Genomic DNA, 25,638 nt, shown 5'->3' on the forward strand with positions numbered 1-25,638 from the left:
TCTGTTATGCAGCAAGCCTTTTGGGCTACCTGCACCCATCCATCTGCCGTCAAGATTACGCGCGATGCGCGCGCGCCAGCAACGAAATCCGGGGCGGTCCGCACCGCCCGCTGGGCCCGATTGACCGGCCGCGTAGCGTCGTAAGACATGGACATCGCGGACCGTCTGCGCATCGACGTCCCGGTGGCGCAGGCGGGCATGGGCGGCGGCCTGGCGGGCGCGGCGCTCGCGGCCGCGGTAGCCGAAGCGGGCGGCCTGGGCACCCTCGGCCTGGCCACGCCGCGCCAGCTGCGCGCCTGCATCGCCGAGGTGCGGGAGCGCGCGCCGGGCCGCGCGGTCGCGGTGAACCTGTTGATGCCCTTCGTGCATCGCGCGCACGTCGCGGTCTGCGTCGACGCCGGAGTCGATGTCGCCGTGCTGGCGTTCGGTGAAAAGCGGGGCCTGGTCGAGCACCTCCGCGACGCCGGCATCTTCGTCTTCGTGATGGTCGGCACCGCGGCGCAGGCGAGCGCCGCAATCGGTTGGGGCGCTGACGGTTTGATCGCCCAGGGCCGCGAGGCAGGCGGCCACCTCGTCGGAACCATGCCGGCGCTCGACTTTCTGCCGCAGGCACTGGCCGCGGCCGGCCACCGGCCCGTGTTCCTCGCCGGCGGGATCGCCACCGGCACCGACACCCGCGCCGCCCTGACGGCGGGCGCCGCCGGGGTCGTCGCCGGGACGCGGTTCCTGATGACGCACGAAGCAAACGCCAACCGCGAGTACCAACGGCGAGTCGCCAACGCGGACAAGACAATCGAGACCAACCTGTTCGGGTTGAGCTGGCCGCTGCGCCATCGGGTGCTGCCCAACGCCGCGACGCGGCGTTGGTGCCGGGACGACGGCCGGGCCAAGGCCTTGCCGGCGGCGATCAACGCCGCGAGCCGCCCGCTGGCCGTGTTGGGCTACTTCGACGCCGCCAAACTGGTGCGCCTGCAGTCGCCGGCCCGCCCGTTGCTCACGCCGCTCGCGCCGCTCGCCGCGACGCCGGACGCCTGGGTCGACCACGCGGCGCTCTACGCCGGCGAAACCGCGCTTCGCATCGGCGAACTCACCTCCGCCGCCCGGGCGATCGCCGATCTCAGCCCGCGCTAGCGCACCGAGGCGAGCGCGAAGCCGTCCCAGCGCTTGGCCCCGACCGTTTGGATGACGGCCGTGTCCAGCCGCGGGTGCTCGCCCATCAGCTCCAGGGTCCGCCGCACCGCCGCCGCCTGGGCGTTGCCGTCCGGCTCCAGGATCCGCCCCTCCCGAACGACGTTGTCCGCCACGATGAGTGCGCCCGGGCGGGCCAGGCGGACCGCCCACTCGAGGTACGCGACGTAGTTCTCTTTGTCGGCGTCGATGAACACCAAGTCGAATGGGGCCCCGTCGAGAGCCGGCAAGGTGTCCAGCGCCGGGCCGACGATCACCTCCACCCGGTCGGCCACGCCCGCCCGTTCCAGGTTGGCCCGCGCAACCTCGGCATGCCTGGGCTGGTATTCCAGCGTCACCACACGGCCCTGCGGGCCCGCACCGCGGGCCAGCCAGATGGTGCTGTAGGCGCCCAGCGTGCCGATCTCGAGGATCCGCCGCGCCTGAATCGCACCGGCCAGGAGGCCCAGAAACTTGCCCTGCTGGGCCGACACCGCGATCTGCGGCAGCCCGGCCGCGTCGCTGGCCTCCAGCGCGGCGCTCAGGGCCGGGTCGTCGCCGACCAGGGTGGCGTTCAGAAACTCGTCGACGTCTTGGGGGGTGGGTTCCCGGGTCATGCCACCAACGCTAGTCGCGGCGGTCTCGGAACGGCCACGACTAGTTGCATATACCCATGGGGGGTATATAGTGGGCGCTGTGGTCGATCACAGCCGCAAGAGTCCACGACAAAGAAATGGGTGAATGACATGGCAAATTACGAAGCAGGCACCGAACTGACCTGTGGCCACGAGGGCTGCGGGTGCCGCGTCCGGATCGAGGTGCCCTGCCACTGCTCCGGTTCGGGTGAGCCGTACCGCTGCACCTGCGGCGACGCGCTGACCCCGGTCAAGTAGTCCGCACGCTTTAGGCCCGCGTCGAGTGTGCGTACAGGGCGGCGACGCGCCGTGAACCCCGCCTTTGAAGCGCACACCAAAACCGTGAACGCACACTCGATGCGGCCGGCGGCCGCAGCCCGCGGGATCAGCGCCCGAAGGCTCGGCCGGCGAGTTCGACCGTCGCCGTCAGCCGCGGCGTGACCGCCGACGTCCCGACCGCCACCCGGTATTCGCCCGCGCCGATGCGCCAATTTCCCCCGCGGCCGTCGTAGCGGGCGAGCAACCGCGGGTCGGCCTCGATCCTCACGCGGCGGGTGGCGCCCGGGTCGAGCTCGACCCGCTCGAATCCCAGCAATCGCAGGCACCGGCCGTCGGGGGTGCCGGTCACATACAGCTGGGGGACGTCGGCCCCGGCGCGGTCGCCGACGTTGGCGACGGCGAAACTGGCGGTCACCGTTTGCCCGCCGCCGACTTCCAGGTCGCGGTATTCAAAAGCGCTGTAGGACAACCCATGTCCGAAGGCGAACATCGGGGTTTGGCCGGTGGCGGCGAACCACCGGTAGCCGACATCGGATCCCTCGGCGTACTCGATCGTGGTCGGCGTCCCCCATGGTGCGCCCAGGCCCGGCAGCTCCGGTCGCGGCGTCTGGGCCAGGTCGACCGGGAAGGTGATCGGCAACCGGCCCGACGGATTAACCCGGCCGGCAAGGACTTCGGCGATGGCTTGGCCGCCGGCCTGTCCCGGGTACCACGCCTGAACAATGGCCCGCACCGAATCCCGCCAAGGCATCCCCACCGGATTGCCGGTTTCGAGCACCACAATGGTGTCGGGGTTGGCGCCTGCCACGGCGGTGATCAGGTCGTCCTGGCCCCACGGCAGCGACAGGTCGGCGATGTCGAAGCCTTCGCCTTCGGCGCGGATCGCGAACACGATGACGACGTCGGCGCGCCGCGCGGCCAGCACCGCCTCCGCGGGGGTTACCCCGGGGTCGAATTCGATTTGCGCGTGCGGGAATTGCTTCCGCAGTTCGTCCAGCGGGCTCGACGGCAACAGGTGCAGCTTGCGTATCCCGGCCTCCAGCCCCGAGCCGCCGATGGGTATCACGGCGGCGTAGCCGCCGGGCGGGACGACCGCGCTCGAGCCGAAGCCGGCCGGCACCCCGACGTGCGCGTATCCGCCGATGACGGCGATCCGGGCGGTCGACTCCGGCGCCAGCGGCAGCATGCCGCGGTTGGTCAGCAGCACGATCCCTTGCCGGGCGGCTTGCAACGCAACGTCGTTGTGCGCGGCCATGTCCGGCGCGGGCGCGGCGTCGGACCGGTCGATGCCGACGGCGAACATCGACCGCAGGATCCGGCGGACCATGTCCGAGAGCCGGTCGCCGGTCAGCCTGCCGTCGGCATGGGCGGCCCGCAGGGGCTCGCCGAAGGTCTCCGACTGCCACAGCAGCGCGTCGATCTGCGCCCCGCATTCCTGGTCGAGGCCGGCCAGCGCGCACTCCCAGGACGGCGTCGCGCCCCAGTCGGACATCACCCAGCCGCGATATCCCCAGGCGCCCTTGAGCACCCGGTTGATCAGGACGTCGTTCGCGGCGGCGTAGGCGCCGTTGACCTTGTTGTAGGCCGTCATCACGGCGCCCGGCTGCGCGCGCTCGATGGCCATTTCGAAGGCCAGTAGGTCGGATTCGCGGTGCGCGTCGGGATCGATCACCGCGTCCAGCCAATGCCGGTTGGTCTCGTTGCAGTTCAGCGAGAAGTGCTTGACCGTCGAGATGACGCCTTGCCGCTGGATGCCGTCGATGGACTCGGCGACGATCGTCGCGGTCAAAAGCGGGTCTTCCGAAAGGTATTCGAAGTTGCGGCCGTTGCGCGGGTCGCGCGCGAGGTTCATCGCGCCGGCGAGCTGCACGTTGAACCCGCGGCTGCGGGCTTCCCGGCCGATCACCTCCCCCGCGGCGCGGGCGAGCGACGGGTCGAAGCCGGCGGCCAGGGCGAGGCTCGCGGGCAGCGCGGTGGCGGTGTCACCCGGGCGGTAGCCGGGGTTGCTCACGCCCAGGCCGGCGTCGCTCATCAGCAGCGCCGGGATGCCGAGCCGGGGTACGCCCGGGACGTAGGCCGCGCTCATCGGCACGTTCGGCGGGATGCGTTCGTCGCGTACCGGCCACATCTCGCCGGCGCCCATCACGCCGACCAGCAGCGAGAAGCGTTCGTCGTCGGTCAGCGCCGCTTCGAGCTCGCGCGCCCGGGCGTCGGCGTCGCCGAAAGACGTCATCGCACACCCTCTTTCGCATACACCACCCGCAGCACGTGCCCGAGCTCGGGACCCATCACCAGCTCCGCCAGCTCACAGAACGTCGCGACGAACTGCGGGCCATGCGGCGGCTCGGCCTGGCACAGGTGGTGCGCGACCTCGTGCAGCACCACCAGTTCGCGCAGCGCCCAGTCGGCGGTGTCCCGATCGGGGACGGCGATAACGCCTGCGCCGTCGCGGGATTCGTAGTGCGCCGCGGTGGCGGCCCGGCGCGGGCGCACCCGCAGCGGCGCGACGGAGGGCCAACGCCGGCGCACCGCCGGCAACGCAAGCACCTCGTCAACATAGCGCTGCGCGGCCGAAACCGAGCCGAATCGACCCTCCGGCGGCAGGGTGAGCTGGGCGCCGAAGAAGTCCACGGCGGGTGAGCCGTGCTCGGCGGCACGGTCGAACAGCGTGCGGACGAACTCCTCGGCCGCGTAAACCTTGGCTCGCTGCGAGTCCCGCTTGCTCACCGGCCCAGCGGGGTACGAGCGCCCGGCAGCTCCGGGCTGTTCCCCAGCCGCGCCCGCCGGCCGGCCCTGTCCCCCGCGCGCCGTGCCGCCGACGAATAGCCGGCCGTCGCCCGGCTCACCTGATAGGTGCCGCGCGCCTTCGACGCGCTGCGGTAGTAGTCGTGCAGCTCGAGGTCCTTGTCCCGCAACGCAATAGCCGTGCCCGGCGGACGGCGCCGGTCCTTGGTCGCCTCGCGGCGGGCCTCCTCGCGGGCCTCGGCCAGCCGCTGCCCCACCCGCGCCCCGAAGGCCAGCTGAAAGTTGAGCCGCGCGGTGATGGTCGGCGTCGGCCGGTGGGCGCCCGACGCGAGGTAGGCGTCCGACGCCCGCACCATCTGGACCACCAGGCCGGCGTACAGCGCGTGGGTGGCGTCGATGTCCTCGGCGAACCCGTAGGCGTAGACGAAGGTCGAATTCGACGCCACGTCACAGCGCACGTCGTTGGCCATGGCGATCAACACGAACAGCTGCACATACGTCCGCAGCCCCTTGGTGCCCGCGTTGCCGATCGTGATGGTCCGCTGGGTGGGCGCCTGCGCCGCCGAACGGTTGGCAGAGTGCGACCGCGCCACCGCCAGGTCGATCGAGGCCGCCGCGGCCAACCGCTGCGCGGCGCTCATGAACGCGTCCGCTTCGTGCGGGTTGTCGGTGCCTTCGGCCTGACGCAACAGTGCCGCGATGCGGGCCAGCATCTTGTCGTCACTCATATGCGCCACTCCTCCTCATCGCTCCGCTCTGCATCGTCGTCGGCGCGCATATGCGCCACTCCTCCTCATCGCTCCGTCCCCCGCAAGCGGGCGGTACCCCCACTGCATCGTCGTCGGCGCGCATATGCGCCAACCTACGGGAGCGATCCGACACCGGGCCTCAGAGCCGCGCGGTGATCCACGAGACCACGTCGCCCAGCACCTGGTCGCGCTCCGGCTCGTTGAACACCTCGTGGTAAAGCCCGGGGTAGACCTTCAACTCGACGTCGGTGGAGCCCACGCACTCGACCAGGCGCCGGCTGCCCGCGACCGGGATCAGCCGGTCCTCGGAGCCGTGCACCACCAGCAGCGGCGCGGTCAGCGCCGCCGCGCGTTGCGGCATGGTCTCCCCGACCTGCAGGAGGGCCCGGCCGATGCCGGCCGGAACCTTCCCGTGGTAGACGAGCGGGTCGCTCTTGTAGGCCGCCACCACCGCGGGGTCCCGGGAGATGGCGTCGACGTCCAGCTCCTGCACCGGCAGGCCCGGCACGAGGGCGCCGAGCACCCGGGCGGCCAGCACCATCAGCGGTGACACCTGCTCCTGGGCCGCCACCGCGGGCCCGGACAGGACCATCAGGTCGTAGTTGTCGGGGCGTTCGACGCCGTACGCGAACACGATGCCACCGCCCATGCTGTGCCCCAGCACGATGCACTTCAGGCCGGGATGCTCGCGGGTCGCGATCCGGACCAGGCTGTCGAAGTCGGCGGTGTACTCGGAGATGTCGCGCACCAGGACCCGCTTGCCGCCGGAACGGCCGTGCCCGCGATGGTCCAGCGCGTAGGTGGCCAGGCCCGCCGCGCCGAAACATTGCGCGACGTGGTCGTACCGGCGGGCGTATTCGCCCAGACCGTGCGACAGCACCACCACCGCCCGCGGCGCGGTGTCCGGCGTCCAGACGTCGTAAACGATGCGCACGCCACCGAATCCGTCGAAGTTCCGTTCGGATCGGTTCACTGCACGGTCCTAGTCATTACGGGCAGCGTAATGGCTCCCGGCGCAGGTCGCCCCGCCAGACACTGTCGTAGGCTCTGTCATCGTGGGGCTACTCGCACAAAACACCGCAAACTCCGATCTTGGCGAGGTCGGCGGGGACTTCTCGGCGCACGCCGAGCCGTACCGTCGCGAATTGCTCGCCCATTGCTACCGGATGACCGGGTCGCTGCACGACGCGGAGGATCTGGTTCAGGAAACGTTGCTGCGGGCGTGGAAGGCCTACGACCGCTTCGAGGGCAAGTCGTCGATGCGGACGTGGCTGCACCGCATCGCCACCAACACCTGCCTGAGCGCGCTGGAGGGCCGGCAGCGCCGGCCGTTGCCGACCGGCCTGGGCGCCCCCAGCTCCGACCCGACCGCCGAGCTGGCGGAGCTCCGCGAGGTGCCCTGGCTGGAGCCCATCCCGGACCTGACGAACGACCCGGCCGACCCGTCGGTCATCGTCGGGTCGCGTGAGTCGATCCGGCTGGCGTTTGTGGCCGCGCTGCAACACCTTTCACCCCGGCAGCGGGCGGTGCTGCTGCTGCGCGACGTGCTGCAGTGGAAGGCCGCCGAGGTGGCCGAAGCGATCGGCACCACCACGACCGCGGTCAACAGCCTGCTGCAGCGGGCCCGCTCGCAGCTGGACGCCATCGGTCCCAGCTCCAGCGAACGCCTGACGCCGCCGGATTCGCCGGAGGTGCAGGACCTGCTGGACCGTTACATCGCCGCCTTCGAGAGCTACGACATCGACCGGCTGGTGGAGCTGTTCACCGCCGAGGCGATCTGGGAGATGCCGCCCTACACCGGCTGGTACCGGGGTGCGCGCGACATCGTCACCCTCATCCATCAGCACTGCCCCGCCGAGTCCGCCGGCGACATGCGCCTGGTGCCGGTGCTCGCCAACGGCCAGCCGGGCGCGGCCATGTACATGCGTGCCGGTGATCGGCACGTGCCCTTCCAGTTGCACGTGCTCGACGTGCGCGACGACGGGGTGTCGCACGTGGTGGCGTTCCTCGACGAGCGGTTGTTCGCGAAGTTCGGGCTGCCGGAGGCGCTGTGACCGAGCCGCTCGACGTCACGCCGGTGCCGGGAAAGGCGCTGCTGCTGTTGGGCGCCTTCGACATCGGCGACGTCGGCTACCGCGCCGAGGAGTTCTTCGTAACCGGCACGGCCTCGTCCTACGCCCCCCAAGGCCCGTTGGGTCCCGATGGCCGATGGGACGTAAAGCCCTCGGGCACCGCCGATTACACCACGCGCATCGTGGTGCTGACGCCCACTGACCCGGCACGGTTCAACGGCACGGTGCTGGTCGAATGGCTCAACGTCAGCGGCGGCATCGACGCACCGGCCGTGTGGATGATGGCGCACCGCGAAATCGTCCGCTCCGGCTACGCCTACGTCGCCGTCTCGGCGCAGAAGGTCGGCGTCGACGGCGGCGCGAGCCTGCTCGGGATGGACATGTCGCTCAAGACCCAGGACCCGGCGCGCTACGCGAGCCTGAAGCATCCGGGCGACGCCTTCGCCTTCGACATCTTCTCGCAGACCGGCGGCCTGGCCCGGGACGGGGCCGTGCTGGGCGGGCTGCGCCCCCAACGGGTCGTCGGCATCGGCGAGTCACAATCGGCGATGTTCCTCACCACCTACGTCAACGCCGTCGACCCGCTCGCCCGGGTCTACGACGGCTTCCTCGTGCATTCACGGTTCGGGCCGGCCGCCCCGCTGGACGGCGGGTCGTTGATCGAGAGCATGGAGGCGTCCAGCGGTTGGCAGCAGGCGGTGAAGTTTCGGCCGGACCTGCGCGTCCCGCTGATCACCATCATCACCGAGACCGACCTCGTCGGGCACGTGCCGCTGGGTTATTACCTGGCCCGGCAACCCGATAACGCGCGGTTACGGGTCTGGGAGATACCCGGCGCCGCTCATGCCGACAACTACACGATCCAGGTGGCGCCGATCGACTCCGGGGCAGCGCCGATCGCCGACATCGTCGCCGCCTACGCGCCCACCAAGATGCTGATGGGCCAACAACTTTCGCACAACATCAACTTCGCCCCCCAACACCACTATGTGGTGCAGGCGTCGATCGCCGCGCTCGAGGGCTGGGTCCGCACCGGCGAGCGGGCGCCGGCGGCGTCGCCGATCGACGTGCGCGAGACCGAACCCGTGCAGTTGCTGCTGGACGCCAACGGCCTTGCCCGGGGCGGCATCCGGACGCCCTGGGTCGACGTACCGATCGCCCGGACGTCGGGCGTCACCGCGGACGAGAGCATCATGGCCGCGATCTTCGGGTCCGGCGAACCCTTCGACACCGCCACGCTGGACCGGCTGTATCCGGGCGGCGCCGCCGAGTATCTGGAGCGCTTCACCGCCGGGCTCGACGCGTCGATCAAATCGGGCTTCATCCTGCCGGCCGACCGGGCCGAGATCCTGGAACTCGCCGCCGCGACGTACCCCGACGGCCGGCCCTAGAACAGGCGACTGTCCGGCGGCGGACCCGGCACCGGGCGGACCAGGCCCCTGCCCGGGATCAGCGGCAGGTCCAGCGCGCAGAGCAGCCCCGGCGGCGCCGCGCACACCGCCGGGATCGCGTTGACCATTCGCGAGGCGCCCGCGATGCGCGCGCCCAGGTCGTGGTCGTGGTCCTCGGCCATCTCGAATTCGCACCGCACGCTTGGCGATCCCTCGATCTCCACCCGATAGAGGCCGCGGCCGGAGGCCGGCCCGTAACCCAGGTCCTTGGGCGGGATCGAGATGTTCGGCTGCGGCCAGTCGGGCGCGATGTCGTCGCGCATGCGGGTGACGTGGTCGAGGACGAAAGTCGGCTTGCTGGCGACGTATCCGGTCAGTGTGGAGCGCATGGCCGCGATCGTCCCGGCGGCGATGTGACCGGTCGGAGTGTCGAACGACTCCGCGGCGGGCAGCCGCTCGTTGGTTTCCTCGATGTCGTCGATCACCACGCCGAGGCCCGCGGCCAGCTGATGCAGCACGGGTCCCCACCCGAACGTGAACATTCCCGGCTGGGCGGCGAACGCCTGGTATTCCGGCGGCTTGCCGAACCCGAGGATCTCGTAGACCGCGGCCCGGTCCGGGTAGGTGGCGTAGTTGAACATCTCGGTCACCCGCACCGAGTCGATGACCCGCGATACCCCGGTAAGCGCCAGCGGCAGAACGTCATTGGCGAATCCGGAGTCTATGCCCGTGGTGAAGAACGACGCACCGCCGTCGAGCGCGGCCCGGCGCAGCGGGTCGGTGAGCGTCGCACCCGCCGGGCCCAAGCCGTCGGGAAACACCAGCGGCACCACCGAGCACGACACCACGTTCTTGCCGGCCCGCAGGATGGCGGCCATGTCCTCGACGGCCTCCAGCGGCCGCAGGTTGGCCCCGGCGGCGTACACCACCGCGTCGGCGTCCCCGGCGAGCAGCGCCGCCGCGTCCTGGGTGGCCGCCACCCCGACCGGCGCGATGCCGCACAGCTCACCCGCGTCACGCCCCGCCTTGGCGTCGCTGTGCACCACCAGATCGACCAGCTGCAATTCCGGGTGGTCGATGATGCCGCGCAGGGCGATCACCCCCATCGAACCCGGCCCCCACACTCCCACCTTGATCACGGCTTATCGTCTCCTAATATTAGGACGTAGATTGTTATAATTTGGACGGATCGTAGGGAGCTGGATATCGATACGTCAACCGGCAAATCGCCACCCACCGGTCGCGTGATGGATGTGCTTGCCGCCCTTGCGGATTCCCGTGCGGGACTGACCTCGGCCGAGCTGGCGAAGCGCTGCGCGATCAGCACCTCCACCTGCGCCCTGGTGCTCGCCGAGCTCGAGGGGCGCGCCTGGGTGTCCCGCCGCGAAGATCGCCGCTACGTGTTGGGCAGCGGGCTGTTCGGGCTGGTACACGGGCTGCGGGTGCAGTTCCCGCTGCTGGACCGGGGGCGCGATGCGCTGCAATTCCTGCACGAGACGCTCGGCGCGGGGTGCTCGATGTCGCAGATCGGCGGCCGGCACCTGACCACCGTCGACGCGGTCGGCCACGGAACCGACGGCGGCCGCGCCGTCGGTCAGCGCTTCCCCATCGACCCGCCGTTCGGATTGGTCGCGATGGCCTGGCGCGACGACGATTTCGTCCGGGCCTGGCTGCACGGGGTGATCCCGCGGCTGACCCGGGCGGAAATCGCGGAGCACCAGCGGGTGCTCGCCGACATCCGCGAGCGCGGGTACGGCGCGTGGCGGTTCGACGACACGCACCAGTCGCTGCACAACCGGCTGGCGGAGGTGCTGGCCTCCCTGGAGCCCACGGCGCGCGTCACCCGCCAGCTCACCACCCTGATGACGATGGTCACGCTGCAGTCGGTCACCGCTGAGCTCGAAACCGGTTTGGCCGCAGCTGAATTCGTGGTGCTGCCCATCTTCGGGCCGGACGGCCAGCCCGAGTACCAGATCGAGATCCACCTCGGGCGCTCGGACGCGCTGACCCTACCGGAGCTCGACGCCGCGCTTCGGCACGCGCAGGGGCTGCTCGCCGCGACGGTGGCCTGACCCCCGATTAGGCTGAACGCATGTCTGCCCACGCGGAAGTCCGGCGTGCGGCGACGCGGGCCGTCACCAGGACGCCGTGGCTGACGTCGCGGCACTCGTTCTCGTTCGGCGACCACTACGATCCTCTCAACACCCACCACGGACTGCTGCTGGTGAACAACGACGACATCGTGGCGCCCGGAACCGGTTTCGACACCCACCCGCACCGCGACATGGAAATCGTCACGTGGGTGCTGCGCGGTCAACTGGCGCATCAGGACTCCATCGGCAATCGCGGCGTGATCTATCCGGGCCTGGCCCAGCGCATGTCGGCGGGCAGCGGGATCCTGCACTCCGAGAAGAACGACTCGTCCACGGAGCCAGTGCATTTCGTACAGATGTGGGTGGTGCCCGACGAGACCGGCATCAGCCCGGGCTACCAACAGCACCAGATCGACGCCAAGGCGCTGGACGGCACGCTGGTGACGATCGCCTCGGGGATCGCCGACCGCGACGGGGCGATCGCCCTGCACAACCGCAAGGCCGCGCTGCACGCCGCGCGGTTGGGAGCCGGCGACGCGGTCGGCCTGCCGGACGCGCCCTTGCTGCACCTATTCGTCACCCGGGGCGAGGTCGAGTGCGAGGGCGCCGGCGCGCTGCGCGAGGGCGATGCCGTCCGCTTCGCCGACGGCGGCGGCGCGCGGGTCACGGCGACCGAGTCGTCGGAGCTGTTGGTCTGGGAGATGCACGCGAAACTGGGCGGCGCAAGCCCATAGAGTGTGCGTGACAGACAGGAGCCGGCATGTCTCAATCGCGGCCGCAGCACGCGGCGCCCAACCCGAACCGGAACATCAAGGCGGTCCGGACCGTGCGGTTCTGGGCGGCGCCCCTGATCATCACGCTGGCCCTGATGTCGGCGTTGTGCGCGCTCTATCTCGGCGGCATCTTGAACCCGATGACCAACCTGCGGCACTTCCCCATCGCCGTGGTGAACGAGGATGCGGGGCCTGCGGGCGCGGAACTGACCGGTCGATTGGTCAACGGCCTGGACAAGAACCAGTTCGACGTCCGCGTGCTCACACGCGACGCCGCCAAGCATCAGCTCGACACGGGCCATGTGTACGGCTCGGTGCTGATACCGCCGAGCTTCTCGTCGAAGCTGCGCGATCTGGGCGCCAGCGCGGTGCAGCCCGGACCCGCCGAACGGCCCGTGATCACCATTTCGACCAACCCGCGGGCCGGCACGCTCGGCTCCAGCATCGCCGCCCAGACGCTCAACATGGCGATGGGCCAGGCGAATGGTGAAGTGGGCGAACGGCTTCTGGCACAGGTCAAGGCGCAGACCGGCGGCGCCCCGCTCGCCGGGGCCGCGGAGGAGGGGCTTTCCACGCCGATCGAGATCGAGTCGACGGTGTACAGCCCGCTGCCCAACGGCACCGGCAACGGGCTGTCGGCCTTCTACTACGCGCTGCTGCTCCTGCTTGCGGGGTTCACCGGCAGCATCGTGGTCAGCACCCTCGTCGACGCGTTGCTTGGCTACGTTCCGGCCGAATTCGGGCCGGTGTATCGCTTCGCCGAGCAGGTGCGAATCTCGCGCTTCCAGACGCTGCTGCTCAAGTGGGCCATCATGGTCCTGCTGGGGCTGCTCACGTCCGCGGTCTACCTGGCGATCGCGCACGGGCTCGGCATGCCGATCGACCTCGGCTGGCAACTCTGGGCGTTCGGCGCCTTCGCGATCGCCGCGGTGGGGATCACGTCCAGTTCGTTGCTCTCGGTGCTGGGCACGGGCGGGCTGCTGGTCAGCATGCTGATCTTCGTGATCCTCGGGTTGCCCTCGGCCGGGGCCACCGTGCCGCTGGAGGCGACACCGCCCTTCTTCCGCTGGCTGGCCGAATTCGAGCCCATGCACCAGGTCTTCCTGGGCACCCGCTCGCTGCTGTACTTCAAGGCGCACGCCGATACCGGGATATCGCAGGCGCTCCTGATGACGACGCTGGGCCTGGTCATCGGGCTGCTGCTGGGCGGCATCGTCACCCACCTGTACGACCGCAAGGGTTTCCACCGCATCCCCGGGGCGGTCGAGATGGCGATCGCCATGGAACACCAGGCGCAGCACAAGGCGCGCCAGGGCGGCAGGCACGGGCAGGCCGAGGCGGCCGAGCCCGAAAGCGCAAGCGACGAAACGTAATTCGAACGCCGCCCGACCGTCATGAGGCCGTTATAGAAATTGACGGTGTGACGGATGTGACAGATGATGTTTAGGTTGCATCCCGCTCAGGACGGAAAGGGCGATCGTGCTGACCCGACGCGCCAGCTTGCGCCGGCTGGTGGCCGGCTGCACCGCGGTGCTCGCATGCGTCGCCCTGGCCAGCACGGCGGGCCAGCCGGTCGCACACGCCGCCGACGGCCGCGACCTGCTGGCCAACGCCATCAACACCACCAAGGGCTCCTACCTGGTCTACAACTTCGGGCCCGGCCACCCCGCACCCATGCTCAACGCCGGTGGCAGCTGGTACGAGATGAACAACGGCGGCCACCTGATGATCATCAAGAACGCCGCGGGACGGCTCTCGCCGCACCTGCTGGTCGACACCCACCAGGGCGATCAGGCGCGCTGCGAGAACAACCCCGGTGCCCGCACCGGTGAGGGACTCTGGCAGGCGTCGGAACTCTATGCGCCGCTTCAGGCGTGGCAGCGGATGGGCCAACCGACGGTCGCCATCAACGCCAACTTCTTCGACGTTCGGGGGCAGAAGGCCGGCTCGTGGCGCCAGACCGGCTGCAGCTCACCGCTGGGCGCCTTCGTGGACAACACCCACGGCCAGGGCCGCGCCAACCAGGCCGTCACGGGCACCGTCGCCTATCCCGGCAAGCAGGGCCTCTCGGGCGGCGGTGAAAGCTGGAGCGTCCTGACGACGATGATCCTGCCGTCCGGCGGCGCGCCGTATGTGGTGTGGCCGAAGACCAAGAGCGACTACGACTCCGCCACTCCGGTGGTCGAGGACCTGCTGAACAAGAACGAACGCTTCGTCGCGGTCTCCGGCATCGGGCTGCTGGCACCCGGCAACACCGGGCAGCTGCGCGACGGCGGACCCAGCGCCGCGCGAACGGCCTTGGCGTACTCGAGGCAGAAAGACGAGATGTACGTCTTCGAGGGCGGCAGCTACACGCCGGACAACATGCAGGACCTGTTCCGCGGCCTGGGCAGCGACAACGCGATCCTGCTCGACGGCGGTGGGTCGTCGGCCATCGTGCTGCGCCGCGACACCGGCGGCATGTGGGCCGGCGCCGGCTCGCCGCGGGGATCCTGCGACACCCGGCAGGTGCTCTGCGATTCGCACGAACGGGCGCTGCCGAGCTGGCTGGCCTTCAACTAGCCGGCCCGAAGCGGAAGATCAGCAGGCTGGCCGCCACCACGGCCGCCGTCACCGCGAACACCGGCGCGACGACGAACCGTGACATCGTCGCCCCCAGGAAGGCGCCGGCGCACATCGTCAACACGACGCCGATGCGCAACGCCTGACGGTCGCCCGAGCCGCCGGCGAGCCGGCTGTCCAGGCCGAGGCTGACGATCGTCGACGTCAGCACCGTGGTGGACAGTTCCTGGATGCCGAACTGGCGGGCGCTCGAATGCTGCAGGCCGAACGTGACCGCGAGGATGCCGATCATGATCAGCTTGGTGTTGCTGTGGTACTGCAGGGCTCCCGTGCCGCCCAGGATCGCCAGCGTCACCAAAAGGGTGATCTCCGTTGCCAATACGGTGGTGATCCAGTCCCGCGTCCGGTCGGCGAAATGCCGCGATACGCGGCCGCTGACGATCGTGGTGCACACGAAGGTCGGCAGGGCCACCACGACCGCGGTCATGTCGATGCTGGTCCGCGGCGCCAGCCAAAAGCCCAGGAAGATCACGTTGCCGGTCATGTTGGCGACGAACACGTGGCCGAGCACCAGGATGCTGATCGAGTCCGCCAGCCCGGTCGCGAAGGTCAACAACAACAGCGCCGCGACCGTCGATCGCTCCGACACCGGGGAGGTAACCGCCATGGGTCGCAGCAGACCGTGCTAGACGTGCGGCGTCAAATCCAGCGACGTGATGGTCGTCATCCTGGTCACCAGCCAGCGGTTCTGCGCGCGCTTCAGGAACAGCCGGTAGGACAGGTACTTCAGCGACGGCACGTTCTTGGTCAACGGGCTGGTGGACGTGGTGTTGGTGTACACGATCACGACGGCGTTGGCGTCGTCGATCGATTCGACCGCCGCTCCGGTGACCTCGGTGTGGTTGGTGATCTTGGCCTGCTTGTTGGGGGCCACGATGGCGTCGACGAACTTGCGGTACTGCGCCTCGAAATCGCCGCTGAGGTAGCCCGACGCCCGGTCCGCGAGGGTGTCCATGTTCTCGGGCGTGTAGGTCCACAGCGTGGTGATGGCGCTGGCCGCGGTGCGCGCCACTTTGAGTTTCGTTGCGGCGGCGGCACGATCGCTCAGATACGGCTGTACCGTCGCGCCGGCGAACGCGGCCGAACCGACGAACACCGCGGCGGCCACCACGACCGTGATGGCCAGCCGCTTGCCGGCCAGCCATTTGCGCCGCTTGCGGCCCGCGGGCTTCGCCCCGGCGTCGCCGGCCTCGGATTCCTCGGCGGCGGAAGCGGTTTCGTCGCCGGCCGGCGAGTCCGCGCGCTCCTCGGCCGCCGCCTCCTCGGAGGCGTCGGTGCCCGCGTCGGCGGTCAGATCACCTGTTGCAGGTTGCTGATCTTCCACTGATTTCCTTCCTGCGTGGCGGTCGCCGTCCACCGATTGGCGTTCTCCCAAACCTGTTTGCCGTCAGGGGATTTGCTGCTGACCGCGGTGGCCACGATCACGGTCGCGCTGCCGTCGTCGTTCCAGCGCTCCACCCCGGCGTCCAGGACGGTGCCGGTGGCCGGTTCGGCCCGGGCCACCTGTAGCAAGATCTCGTTCGCCTTGTCGCGGTACTCCTTGGCGAAGTCGCCGGTCGCCTGGCCCAGCACCCGCGTCACGTAGTCGTTGGCGTGGAATGGATCGATGGAGGTGAACTGCGTCATGAAGCCGGTCACGTAGCTGAGCACCTCGCGATTCTTCGACTCGGCGCGCTCGCGGGATTCATGGTTGATCAGCATCAGCGTGCACACCGTGATGGCGGCCGCCATCAGGATCGCCGCGACCGCGCTGGCCAACGGCAGGCCCCACGGCCGCCCCGGCGGCACCGCACTCGGGATCAGCAGCGGTCCCTCACCGGGCTGAAACTTGCGGCGCGGGCTCATTTTCCGCCTCCCGGCTTGGGCTTGGTCAGCACCGTGAGGTCATCGACCAGCCAGCGGCCGCCGTCCTTCACGAACGTCACCCGCACGGTGGCGGAGATGTAGCGCTCATCGGGCGCCGCGCCGCGCCTGCCCTGCATGAACATCAACATGGTCGCGCGGTCCGGCGCCGCGGATTGGATCGCGTGGTCGGTCACCCAGTACTCGTTGATGACCGGGTTGCCCTTCTGCACCATGTCCTGCTGGGCGGCCAGCTGGGGCCGGTATTTGGCGGTGGCCAGCGACAGGGCGCGCGTGAAATCGTCGTGCAGGGATTTGGGGTCGTAGGTCAGCATCTGCGCGACGATCTTCGGGCCCTGCGTGCCGAGCTCCGCCCGCGTATGGTCGGTCTCCCGGTCCGGGCCGAACACCACCGCATAGCTGATCGCCGCGCCGGCGAGGCACAGTGCGGTCGCGCCCAACACCAGGGCGACCGCCGACCGCCGCACGGGGAACCCGGGCTCGCCCGGCTCGTGACGCCGCACTTCGGTGCCGACCAGCATGTCGGCGAAGGTGCGTCGGTCCGAATCCCACAGCGGCCAAAACCATCCCACCACCGACAGGGTGTCGAGCAGGTGCGCCAGGTCGCGCAGCAGCAGTCCCCATGGCCCGAGGGGTTCGCCGTCGCGTCGCCCCACCGCGATGCCGAAGAGCGCCCTGCCCACGCTGAAGCCGGTGATGGTCGGCAGCAACGACCGGTTCGCCAACATCAACAGGATCGCCACGCCGCCGGCCGAGATGCACACCCACGACCAGATCGGATGGTGGCGCACGTTGACCGACACCAACGCCATCGTCGCCACGACCGCAACACCCGGGAGCACGTCGACGGTCAGTGCGCCGGCGCGAAGATGCCAGGGCGCCAAGGCATTCCGTGGGGACTCCTGGGCGGCCTTGGCCGGTGGCTTCTCGACCACCACCGTCACTTCGTCACCTGGTCGAGCTTGGCAATCTTGTATTGCCCTTCGGCCATCGCCATTTTCACCCGCAGGCGGTAGCCGGTTTCGTTCTGCGTCTGGTCGTTGGCGACCTTGACCCGAACGGCGACGAGCACGTCGACCGAACCGTCGGGGTTGTTTCGCTCGACCGCCGCCCGCATGTCGGACACCTGGACGTGGACGTTGGCCGCCTGATACGCCTGAACCAGCATGCTGGTGTAGAGCAGGGCCTGCGAGCGGAAAGCGTCTGTGCCGCAGTCGATGATCTTCTGCTCGCTCGCCGCCATCGCGTTGGTGTCGGGCGCCTGGGTCGCGGACACGCATTCGACGGCCGCCTTGAGCGCCGCGGCGTTGTTGCGGGCGATCGCCTGGCTGTCGTGGTGGTAGCGCAGCGCGAAGTACCCGCCGGCGCCGACGGCGGCGGCGCACAGCACGAGCACCGCGGCGATACCGGCCAGCCAGCCGCGACCCATGCGCGATGGACGGCGCTCGACGCCCCCGTCCGGGCCGGCCTGCGCGTCCGACGGCTCCTCGACGGCGGCCTCGGGCTCCGTTTCCTCGGCGGCGGCCTCGGGCTCCGACGGCTCCGCCGTGGCCTTTTCTTCCGCCGCGGTCTCTTCGGCCGTCGCGGTCTCCTCGGCCGAGGGCTCCTCGGCCGTCGCGGCCGGCTCGATCGAGGGTTCGGCGGACTCCTCGGCCGTCACTTCCGGGTTGGCCGGTTCGGCGGTGGGCTCCGGGTCCTGGTTCTTCGGACGCCGTCCGCGCAGACGACGAAACTTCGGCATCGGTGGGGGGTTCAGCCGGCTGGCGCCAGCATCTCCTTCCATCCGTCGTCTCCTGTTCTGGCCGAGTTTTCGACGGAGTACTTAACTCCGTCTGGCCCTACCAGTTCACCGCTTTGGGGACTGTAGACCGCCGCGGGCGGCCCGCCGGGAGTATAGACACACGGGTTGGGCTGCTGGCCGTTGCACTGCACGGTACCCGACCCCGGCCGCGACAAGGGGTCGCTGGTCGGCGGTGGCGTTCCCGCCACCCGGTCGGAGGGGGCGGGGTTCAAGCCGGTGTCGATCGACGGCGCCGGGATCACCTGGCCCGGTTTCACGGGCTGGTCGCAGCGCGCGGCCGGCGCGGGGCAGGTCACGATCTGGTTGGGGTCGCCATACCAGGGGTTGGTGCCCGCCGGCACGTACGGCCTGGGGTCACGGCACTCCCGCGGCGTGGCCGCCCGCTTGCCCTCGATGTCGGTACACGGGATGTTGCGCGAGCCGCGCACGCTGTTGGCCGGGGTGTCCATCGGGATCTTGCAATAGGTGCCCGACGGCAGCGGCTGGATGCTGGTGTCGGCCGGGGACCGCCACTCGGACGCCGGGATGAACCCAGTGAGGCAGGGCGGCGGCTGGTTGATCGACAACGCCAGGTCCAGGGCCGCCATGTTCGGGAACGGCGCGGCCACCGTCTGGGCGATCGACGCGCCCTGCGGCAGGAACACCAGCACCTGCTCGACGCCGGTGTGGTACCGCTTGAGCAGGTCGAAGACCACCTCGAGGTTCGCCAGCGTCTGCGGCAGCGAATCCCGCACGTCGTTGAACACGTCGTTGACCTGGTCGGCCGTCGGCGCCGCCTGGCGCAGGATGCTCTTGACGTGCTGGTCTTCCTGCGCGGACTGCGCGCCCAGCCTGTTCAGGTTGCGGGCCCAACGTTCGATGGCGTCACCGGACTTGACCTGGCTGTCCAGCACCGGGCCCGAGTTCTGGATGATGTCGTTGACGTCGTTGATGTTGGTCTTGAAGTCCCCGACGATCGCCTGGGTCGAGTCGACCAACCGCTGCAGGGCGGGACCCAGACCGCCCACGGATTGCGCCGTCTCGTCGAGCAATTGGGCGATCTTGTCCTTGGGCAGCACGGCCAGCCCGCGGTTGGCCGTGTCCAACGCCGGCCCGATCTCGGCGGGCACCGTGCCCTTCGTGATCGTCTGGCCCTCCGACAGGAACTTGCCCGGATTACCGGTCGACTCCAGGTCCAGGTACTGCTCACCGACCGCCGACACCGAGTGCACGTTGGCCGTCGCGTCGATGGGGATCTTGTACCGGCTGTCGATGCTCATCGTCGCCTGGGCGCCGCGCTCCGTCGGCTCGACGTCGGTGACCTTGCCGATGGTGATGCCTCGATAGGTCACGTTCGCCGTCGGGTACAGGCCGCCCGACGCGGGCAGGTCGGCCTTCAGCGTGTATCGACCGATTCCCACCAGGCTCGGAATCTGCAGGTAATAGACGCCGAGCACCGACAGCGCGATCACCGTGATGATCCCGAACGCGATCAGCTGGCGCCGGACAAAGGGAGTCAGCAATTCCTGTCCCCCCTTTCCACCAGTGGCCCACCGGGCGCGTCGTTCGGGTTCGGCGTGTAGCGCACGTCCGGGATCATCGTCTCGGGGTCACGCCCGAACGACTGCTCGAGCGCGCGCAGCGCCCCCGACAATCCGGTGCCGGTGAGGAACGCGTTGTCCACGGAGCTGTACGTCACGTCGAGCGTCAGCGAGATGTTGATGTAGTCACCGCGGAAGATCTTCGGCACCGTGTCGATGTCGAACGGCTGCGTCAGGATCAGCTTCAGCGCACCGATCAGGTACGGCGAGGCGCGGCCCAACTCCTTCAACGGGCATTGCAGCGCCTGCAGGTCGGTGTGCAGCGGCCCGCGCGCCTCCGACAGGTACTGGTCGGCGGCCTGGCTGAGCCGTCCCACCGCGTCGACAGCGTTGATCAGCAGGTTCTTGGTGTCGGCGAAGTGCTTGACCAGCGGCGGGATGTCGGTGAGCACCCGGTCGAGGACGTCGGCCCGCGCACCTACGTAGGTGAGCAGCCGGTTGGTCGAGTCGATCGCGTGCGTGATGTCATCGCGCTGCTGGTTGAGCTGGTTGGTGAAGGTGTCCAGCTTGCCGAGGAAGGACCGGATCTGATCGCCCCGCCCGTTGAAGATGTTGTAGACCTCGTTCTGCAGCACCTCCAGGTTGGGGATGCCGCCGCCGCGCAGGATCAGCGACAGGCTGGCCAGCGTCTGCTCGGTGGTCGGGTACGCCGACGAGTTCTTCAGCGGGATCGTGTCGCCGTCCTTGAGCATCTCCTGCGACGGGTTCGGCGGCGCGGCGAGCTCGACGTGCTGGGAACCCAGCAGCGAGGTCTGGCCGATCTTGGCGATCGCGTTCTTCGGCAGCTTGGTGTTCTTGTCGACGCCCAGCGTCAGGGTGGCGACCCAGTTCTTCAGCTGAATGGACTTGATCGACCCGACGAACACGTCGGCGACCATCACCTTGCTGTTGCCGTTGATCGCCAGGGTGTCGGGCACCTGGACGTAGATCGTCATGGCGCCCGAGCCGCTGCCCGGACCGCCCGGGATCGCGACGTTGGAGATCCCGCGCCAGCCGCACGAACTCAACACCAGCGCGGCCACCAACAGCACCAGCGCCTGCCAGGCCCCGCGGCGAATCAGTCGAAGCGCGCTCATTACTGGCCACCCCCGATGTCAGCCGGTACCGCGGGCCCACCGGCGTTCGGCGCGGGCGCCGCGACCGGCGCCGGCGTCGGGGCGACCGGGCCCGGGGCCACGTTCGGCCCGGGTGGCGGCGGCTGGATCGGAACCGGCGCGTTCAAACCGATGGGCGGCACGATCGGGTTCTCGTCATAGGCGTTCGGCGGTCCCGGCGGCGTCTGCAGGTTCGATTGCACGGGCGCGATGTTGGGGCCTCCCATGAGCTCGGCCAGCGAGTCCGGCGTCATCAGACCCGCGGTGATCGGCCCGACCTGCTGCCCCTGCATCCCGGGCGCGACGATCCAGCCGGGCTGGGTGTTGCGGTGCGACGTCGGGGTGTCCGGAACCCAGATGCCGGGGACGGTGGTGTCCTTGTATCCGTTCGGCGGGTGCAGCCGATCTTCCGAATACGCCACTTCCTTGGGCAGGGTCTCGGCCGTGCTGAACAGGTTCGCCCCGAACGGCAGGTAGTTGAACTTGATGGCGTCGAGGATCGGCGCCAGGTACTGCGCGCACAGTTCCGCCGACTCTTGGTAACCGAGCCGGCTGCCCGCCTGGATCGAGCTGCAGATGAACTGCATCGGGTTGGCGAAGTTGGTGATCGCGGGGATGGCGACCACGGAACCGTGCGACGGGTGATAGATCTGGTTGATGTTCGCCGCGGCCGTGGGCAACACGTGCAGCGCGGTCTCCAACCCGTTCAGCGGGTCCGGCTGCAGGATCGTGTTCGTCACGGTCGCCAGGTTGTTGATGTCGTAGGTCAGAACCTCGCGGTTCTTGTCCAGGAACGGCCGGACCGTGGACAGCAACCCGTCGAACTGCTCGATCGCGTTCGACAGGTCACTGTCGTTGTGCGCCAGCCGGGTGGTGAAGTCCGCCAGGTTCTGGTTCAGCGCGACGAACTGCTGGTCGTCCTTGTGCAACGCGTTGACGAACAGCGCCAGGCTCTTGACCACCGCGAAGAAGTCGCCGCGGCCCTCGTTCAGCGCGTTCAACGCCTGCGAGAGGTTGCTCAGCGTCGTGTTGATCTCTTTGCCCTTGCCGGCCAACCCGTTGGCGTAGGACTCGATGACCTCACCGAACGGGCCCGTCGGCTGCTCCGGCGTCGGCCCCAGCTTGGAAATGATGTTGGTGATGCTGTTGCGCAGCTGGTCCCACTCCACCGGGACCTGGGTGCGCTCCTCGGGGATCACCGCGTTGTCCGACAGCACCGGCCCGCCCTTGTACGGCGGCTCCAGCTGGATCGCCCGCGACGCCACCAGCGTCGGGTTCAGGATCACCGCGTTGGCGTTCGCGGGCACCCGGTACTTGTTCTGGTAGTGGAAGGTGACCTTCATCTTGTCGCCGGCCGGCTCGATCTTGTCGATCGCGCCCACCCGCAACCCCATGATCTGGACCTTGTCGCCCGGGTACAGGGCGTTGGCCGCCGGGAAGTAGGCCACCACGGTGTTGTTGGTCATCTTCTCGTACAGCTTCCAGCCGACGAATCCGACGACGAGGGCGAGCACGATCACCAGCGAGCCGATGATCACCGTCGCGCGGGTCATCTTCGGCAGCCGGATGTTGCGGATGTCAAAGGCGGTGCTCAATTCTGGCTACCTCCCCCCGCAGCGCCGCTGCCGCCGGTTCCGCCCGGGTTGATGAACGGCGCGGGCAATTGGTTACCAGGTCCGGGTGGCGCGGCCGGCCCCGGCGGGAAACCAGGCGCGAACGTCGACGGTGGCGGCGTCGGTCCGGCGGGCGCCAGGTTTTCGGTGCGCGCGCCCGGCGGTGCCTGCGCGGGCAGCGGCACGGGCGTCCCCGGAACGTCCGGCGGCGGGTCGCCCGGGCGCCCGGCGATCGGGATGCCCGGGGTCGGCGGCAGGCCGCCTGGGTTCGGCGGGGAGGTCATCACGTCGACCGGCGCGGGGAAGCCCGGGCCGCCGAACGGTCCGATGCCACCACCGGCGCACGGCAGCGGGTTCCACGGCCGCGGCAGCCCCTCGTCGCCGACGGTGACGTTGCCGCCCGGGTTGGCCGGCGTGTACGAGCACGGCGATCCGGGTGGGACGGCCGGGCCGGGGTGCTCCGGCGTGCCCTCCAGCACCGGGGGTGCGGGCGGCGGCGCGCCGTTGGGGAGTCGGGTGCCGTTGGGGTCGGGCCACCGGAACTCGGGCAGGCCGGCACTGCGCCAGAAGTTCTCCGGGTCGATGCCGCGCTTCTTGAAGGCGGCGTCCACCCACGGCTGGATGATCTGGTAGAGCGCGAGGTTGTGCAGGACCACCTTGAAGAACGGTCCCGACGCGATCGCCTCGTTCAGCGACGGCAAGAACTTGCCGACCTCGGTGAGGCCCGCGGCGACGTCGTCCTTGCGCTCCTTGAGGATGTCGCTGACGGTGCGCAGCTGCTCGAGGACGTGGTTCAGGTTGGGGTTGTCGTTGATGAATCCCTTGACCTGTTCGGAGAAGGCGGCGACGTTCGACAGCAGCGCGTTGATGGCCTGGCCGCGTTCGTTGAAGGCGACCAGCAGCGTCTTGGTGTTGACCAGCAGGCGGTCGATCTGGTCGCTGCGGTCACCGAGGATGCTGGCCACCTGGTTGGCCTGGGCGAGCAGATGCTTGACCTGCTCGTCGCGCTTGCCGATCGTGTCGGAGAACTTGGCCACGCCGTCCAGCGCCGCGCTCAGGTGCGGGTAGGTCTGGTCGATGGTCTGCGACAGCACGTGCAGCGATTCTTTGACCGTGTCGATGTTCCAACCCTGCGCGGCCTTGGTGACGTCGAAGAACGCGTCGTAGATCTGATAGGGCGTGGTGCTTTGGCCAATCGGCAACGAGTCCCCGGGCCGCAGTTGCTTGGTGCCCCGGTTCTCGACCTCGAGGATCTTCTTGCCCAGGATCGTGTCGGTCTTGATCGCCAGGCGGCTCTCCGTGCCGATGGTCGCGGTGCCGAGGTTGAACTTGACCAGGATGTGATCGTTCTCGATGTTGATGGCCTCGACCTTGCCGACGTCCACGCCGGCGATGCGCACCTTGTCGCCGACGCCGACGCCCCCGGTGTCGCTGAACTGGCCGTAGTAGTGCGGCTTGGCCATCAGCATGGGCACGCTGGTGAAGCTTTGGCCGACGCCGATGACGAGCAGCGTCACGATGATGCCCATCAACCCGATGCGAACCCGGTTGGGTGGCTCCAGTGTTCTCATTGCGGCGTGCACCTACCCGTCGGCTGTTGGAATAGCCGGACCGTGCGGACCGGGCCGCCGGCCTGCAAACCGTTGATCTTGAGCGTGATGTCGCAGGCGTAGAAGTTCACGAAGTCGCCGTAGGACCCGATGGCGCGCCCGATCATGTTCAAGGCGGTGGGCACCTTCTTGAGGTAGTCGTTCAGCTGGTCGCGCTGGTCGATGAGCGGCTGTTGGATGGCGTCCAGATAGTTGAGAGTGCTGTGCAGCAGGCCGCGGTCCTCGGCGAGCAGGTCGGCGACCGTCCCGGCGGCGTTGCTGATGTGCGCGGTCCCGCCCGCCAACTGGTCCCCGTGGTCCTTCAGCCCGGTGATCAGCACCTCGAGGTTGTTGACGGTCTGGTCGAACTGCTGGCGGTGGCGAACCGTGGTGTCCAGCACGATGTTCAGGTTCTTGATGACCTCGCCGATCGCCTGGTCGCGCTCACCGAGCTGGTTGGTCAGCTGCGCGGTTTGGTCGAGGATGTCGTTGATGGTGCCGCCCTGGCCCTGGAACACCGTGATCAGGGCCGTCGCGATGGTGTTCACCTTCTGCGGGTCCAGCGCCCGGAACAGCGGTTTGAACCCGCCGATCAGGGCGTCCAGGTCCAGCGCCGGCGAGGTGCGCGACATCGGGATGAACCCGCCCGGCGGCAGCACCTTCTGGGCGCCCTCGCCCTCGCCGCGCTTGAGCTCCAGGTAGCGGTTGCCGATCAGGTCGAGGTAGCGGATCTGCGCGGTCGTCGACTGATACAGCGGCACCGAGCGGTCGACGTTGAACTTCACCCGCGCCCGCTTGCCGCCGTCGGCCAGCTCGACTGTGTCGACCTTGCCGATCTCCACGCCGGAGGCGCGGACGAACTGGCCCGCCCGCAGGCCGCTGGCGTTGGCGAACTCGGCCGAGTACGACTGCGTGCTGTCGAAGCGCATCTGACCGAAGACGACGACGATCATCACAGTGAAGATCAGCAGCACCAACGAGAAGATGCTGAGCTTGACGATGGTTCCGGAGATTTTCATGGGTTGATCGTGTTATCCCCTACTTGGCGGCCCCAGACGTACTCGATCGCATACGGCGATCCGGTGTCGACGTGGTTGTACGGCGCGATGCTGTTGCCGCTGTCTATCACCAATTCCGGTGCGGGCCAGAGGTCGTGGGTGATCTGCTGCCAGCAACCCGGGGCACCTCCCGGCCCGCCGCGCGCGTTCACCCGCGGCAGGTTCTCCGGATAGGTGTACGGGTTGGGCGCTCCGCCGACCACCCCGGCGAGCCCGCCGAACAGGCTGGCGAGGGCCGCCACCGCCGACACCGGGTTGGCCAGCAACCCCAACCCGGACAGCGCCTCGGTGTGGGCGACCAGCGAGTAGCCGTTGCCGCCCAGGAACGAGGACGCCTTCGGCTCGATGTCGTGGTAGTTGCGCACCGTGCAGAAGAGCTCCGGGCTGTAGGTGTCCAGCAGCTGCGCGGTGGGCACCAGGTCTTGGGCCCCGCGCGCCAGGTACGGCCCGCCCCGGTTGAAGATGTCGGCGCCGGTGTTGCCGAACCCGGCCGCCGACAACAGCGCCTGATCCA

The 25,638-nt window shown here is 69.2% G+C and carries 25 protein-coding genes and 1 pseudogene; 8 read left to right on the forward strand and 18 right to left on the reverse strand.

From position 1 onward, the window contains the following. Positions 1-147 precede the first annotated feature (147 nt). Entirely contained in the window at positions 148-1,131 is a 984-nt protein-coding gene (locus WU80_RS05845; protein WP_055401125.1) for a nitronate monooxygenase, read from the forward strand. On the opposite strand, the gene WU80_RS05850 is transcribed toward WU80_RS05845, so the two are convergent. After that, on the reverse strand, positions 1,128-1,784 hold the full coding sequence (locus WU80_RS05850; RefSeq protein ID WP_055401128.1) for an O-methyltransferase: 657 nt from the start codon (positions 1,782-1,784) through the stop codon (positions 1,128-1,130). The two genes, WU80_RS05845 and WU80_RS05850, sit on opposite strands and share 4 nt — an antisense overlap. Before the next feature lie 129 nt (positions 1,785-1,913). On the opposite strand from WU80_RS05850, the gene mymT reads away from it, so the two are divergent. Then, positions 1,914-2,060: a metallothionein MymT gene (gene mymT, locus WU80_RS05855; RefSeq protein ID WP_055401173.1), complete on the forward strand. Its 147-nt coding sequence runs from the start codon at positions 1,914-1,916 to the stop codon at positions 2,058-2,060. Positions 2,061-2,187: 127 nt separating this feature from the next. Here mymT and WU80_RS05860 read toward each other — a convergent pair whose 3' ends face one another. The 5 genes and pseudogenes from WU80_RS05860 to WU80_RS05875 all read right to left on the reverse strand — a co-directional run bounded on the left by WU80_RS05860 (position 2,188) and on the right by WU80_RS05875 (position 6,548). Further along, complete coding sequence (locus WU80_RS05860) at positions 2,188-4,314, reverse strand: glycoside hydrolase family 3 protein (protein WP_055401130.1); 2,127 nt, start codon at positions 4,312-4,314, stop codon at positions 2,188-2,190. Next, positions 4,311-4,808, reverse strand: coding sequence for a TIGR04338 family metallohydrolase (locus WU80_RS05865; RefSeq protein ID WP_055401132.1), 498 nt, complete (start codon positions 4,806-4,808; stop codon positions 4,311-4,313). The genes WU80_RS05860 and WU80_RS05865 overlap by 4 nt, the downstream gene beginning before the upstream one ends. Beyond that, the gene (locus WU80_RS05870; protein ID WP_055401133.1) at positions 4,805-5,554 is read right to left on the reverse strand and encodes a DUF2786 domain-containing protein; all 750 of its coding nucleotides are present in this window, start codon (positions 5,552-5,554) and stop codon (positions 4,805-4,807) included. The genes WU80_RS05865 and WU80_RS05870 overlap by 4 nt, the downstream gene beginning before the upstream one ends. Then, positions 5,547-5,675, reverse strand: a pseudogene (locus WU80_RS26610) (hypothetical protein); the annotation flags it as partial. The pseudogene WU80_RS26610 and the gene WU80_RS05870, both read right to left, overlap by 8 nt. Before the next feature lie 39 nt (positions 5,676-5,714). Continuing rightward, positions 5,715-6,548 (reverse strand): alpha/beta hydrolase, encoded by an 834-nt coding sequence (locus tag WU80_RS05875; protein ID WP_055401135.1) that lies wholly within the window; start codon positions 6,546-6,548, stop codon positions 5,715-5,717. Between the two features lie 82 nt (positions 6,549-6,630). On the opposite strand from WU80_RS05875, the gene WU80_RS05880 reads away from it, so the two are divergent. Both WU80_RS05880 and WU80_RS05885 read left to right on the forward strand, forming a co-directional pair. Continuing rightward, a complete protein-coding gene (locus tag WU80_RS05880) occupies positions 6,631-7,629 on the forward strand; it encodes a sigma-70 family RNA polymerase sigma factor (protein ID WP_055401137.1) in 999 nt (332 codons plus the stop codon). Then, positions 7,626-9,038, forward strand: a complete 1,413-nt coding sequence (locus WU80_RS05885) for an alpha/beta hydrolase domain-containing protein (RefSeq protein ID WP_055401140.1) — start codon at positions 7,626-7,628, stop codon at positions 9,036-9,038. Before WU80_RS05880 ends, WU80_RS05885 begins: the two co-directional genes overlap by 4 nt. Here the strand turns inward: WU80_RS05885 and WU80_RS05890 are convergent. Continuing rightward, the gene (locus WU80_RS05890; RefSeq protein WP_082459765.1) at positions 9,035-10,177 is read right to left on the reverse strand and encodes a dihydrodipicolinate reductase; all 1,143 of its coding nucleotides are present in this window, start codon (positions 10,175-10,177) and stop codon (positions 9,035-9,037) included. The two genes, WU80_RS05885 and WU80_RS05890, sit on opposite strands and share 4 nt — an antisense overlap. 108 nt (positions 10,178-10,285) lie before the next feature. On the opposite strand from WU80_RS05890, the gene WU80_RS05895 reads away from it, so the two are divergent. The 4 genes from WU80_RS05895 to WU80_RS05910 all read left to right on the forward strand — a co-directional run bounded on the left by WU80_RS05895 (position 10,286) and on the right by WU80_RS05910 (position 14,466). Beyond that, a complete protein-coding gene (locus tag WU80_RS05895) occupies positions 10,286-11,110 on the forward strand; it encodes a MarR family transcriptional regulator (protein WP_055401175.1) in 825 nt (274 codons plus the stop codon). Between the two features lie 20 nt (positions 11,111-11,130). Beyond that, the gene (locus tag WU80_RS05900; RefSeq protein WP_055401144.1) at positions 11,131-11,865 is read left to right on the forward strand and encodes a pirin-like bicupin family protein; all 735 of its coding nucleotides are present in this window, start codon (positions 11,131-11,133) and stop codon (positions 11,863-11,865) included. 26 nt (positions 11,866-11,891) lie between these two features. Next, the gene (locus WU80_RS05905; RefSeq protein ID WP_055401146.1) at positions 11,892-13,277 is read left to right on the forward strand and encodes a YhgE/Pip domain-containing protein; all 1,386 of its coding nucleotides are present in this window, start codon (positions 11,892-11,894) and stop codon (positions 13,275-13,277) included. 79 nt (positions 13,278-13,356) lie between these two features. Next, positions 13,357-14,466, forward strand: a complete 1,110-nt coding sequence (locus tag WU80_RS05910; protein ID WP_156349469.1) for a phosphodiester glycosidase family protein — start codon at positions 13,357-13,359, stop codon at positions 14,464-14,466. On the opposite strand, the gene WU80_RS05915 is transcribed toward WU80_RS05910, so the two are convergent. From WU80_RS05915 to WU80_RS05965, 11 genes are all read right to left on the reverse strand, one after another. Then, positions 14,459-15,133 carry a YoaK family protein gene (locus WU80_RS05915; protein WP_055401151.1) on the reverse strand — a complete coding sequence of 225 codons (675 nt, stop codon included), beginning with the start codon at positions 15,131-15,133 and terminating at the stop codon, positions 14,459-14,461. The genes WU80_RS05910 and WU80_RS05915 overlap by 8 nt on opposite strands. Positions 15,134-15,151: 18 nt before the next feature. After that, positions 15,152-15,850: a hypothetical protein gene (locus WU80_RS05920; protein WP_055401153.1), complete on the reverse strand. Its 699-nt coding sequence runs from the start codon at positions 15,848-15,850 to the stop codon at positions 15,152-15,154. Beyond that, complete coding sequence (locus WU80_RS05925) at positions 15,817-16,371, reverse strand: hypothetical protein (RefSeq protein ID WP_055401154.1); 555 nt, start codon at positions 16,369-16,371, stop codon at positions 15,817-15,819. Before WU80_RS05925 ends, WU80_RS05920 begins: the two co-directional genes overlap by 34 nt. Further along, complete coding sequence (locus WU80_RS05930; protein ID WP_055401156.1) at positions 16,368-17,333, reverse strand: RDD family protein; 966 nt, start codon at positions 17,331-17,333, stop codon at positions 16,368-16,370. Before WU80_RS05930 ends, WU80_RS05925 begins: the two co-directional genes overlap by 4 nt. Then, positions 17,330-18,172: an Mce protein gene (locus WU80_RS26070; RefSeq protein WP_082459766.1), complete on the reverse strand. Its 843-nt coding sequence runs from the start codon at positions 18,170-18,172 to the stop codon at positions 17,330-17,332. The genes WU80_RS05930 and WU80_RS26070 overlap by 4 nt, the downstream gene beginning before the upstream one ends. Continuing rightward, positions 18,142-19,692, reverse strand: a complete 1,551-nt coding sequence (locus tag WU80_RS05940; protein WP_055405737.1) for a virulence factor Mce family protein — start codon at positions 19,690-19,692, stop codon at positions 18,142-18,144. Before WU80_RS05940 ends, WU80_RS26070 begins: the two co-directional genes overlap by 31 nt. Then, the gene (locus WU80_RS05945; protein WP_055405493.1) at positions 19,686-20,846 is read right to left on the reverse strand and encodes a virulence factor Mce family protein; all 1,161 of its coding nucleotides are present in this window, start codon (positions 20,844-20,846) and stop codon (positions 19,686-19,688) included. Before WU80_RS05945 ends, WU80_RS05940 begins: the two co-directional genes overlap by 7 nt. Beyond that, the gene (locus WU80_RS05950) at positions 20,846-22,459 is read right to left on the reverse strand and encodes a virulence factor Mce family protein (protein WP_055405492.1); all 1,614 of its coding nucleotides are present in this window, start codon (positions 22,457-22,459) and stop codon (positions 20,846-20,848) included. Before WU80_RS05950 ends, WU80_RS05945 begins: the two co-directional genes overlap by 1 nt. Next, a complete protein-coding gene (locus WU80_RS05955; RefSeq protein WP_055405491.1) occupies positions 22,456-24,048 on the reverse strand; it encodes a virulence factor Mce family protein in 1,593 nt (530 codons plus the stop codon). Before WU80_RS05955 ends, WU80_RS05950 begins: the two co-directional genes overlap by 4 nt. Beyond that, entirely contained in the window at positions 24,045-25,085 is a 1,041-nt protein-coding gene (locus WU80_RS05960) for a virulence factor Mce family protein (protein WP_055405490.1), read from the reverse strand. Before WU80_RS05960 ends, WU80_RS05955 begins: the two co-directional genes overlap by 4 nt. Further along, on the reverse strand, positions 25,082-25,638 hold a 557-nt coding region (locus WU80_RS05965), incomplete at its 5' end, for an MCE family protein (RefSeq protein ID WP_197285984.1). The genes WU80_RS05960 and WU80_RS05965, both read right to left, overlap by 4 nt.

This window comes from Mycobacterium sp. UM_11 (genome assembly GCF_001414075.1).
Taxonomy (GTDB): domain Bacteria; phylum Actinomycetota; class Actinomycetes; order Mycobacteriales; family Mycobacteriaceae; genus Mycobacterium.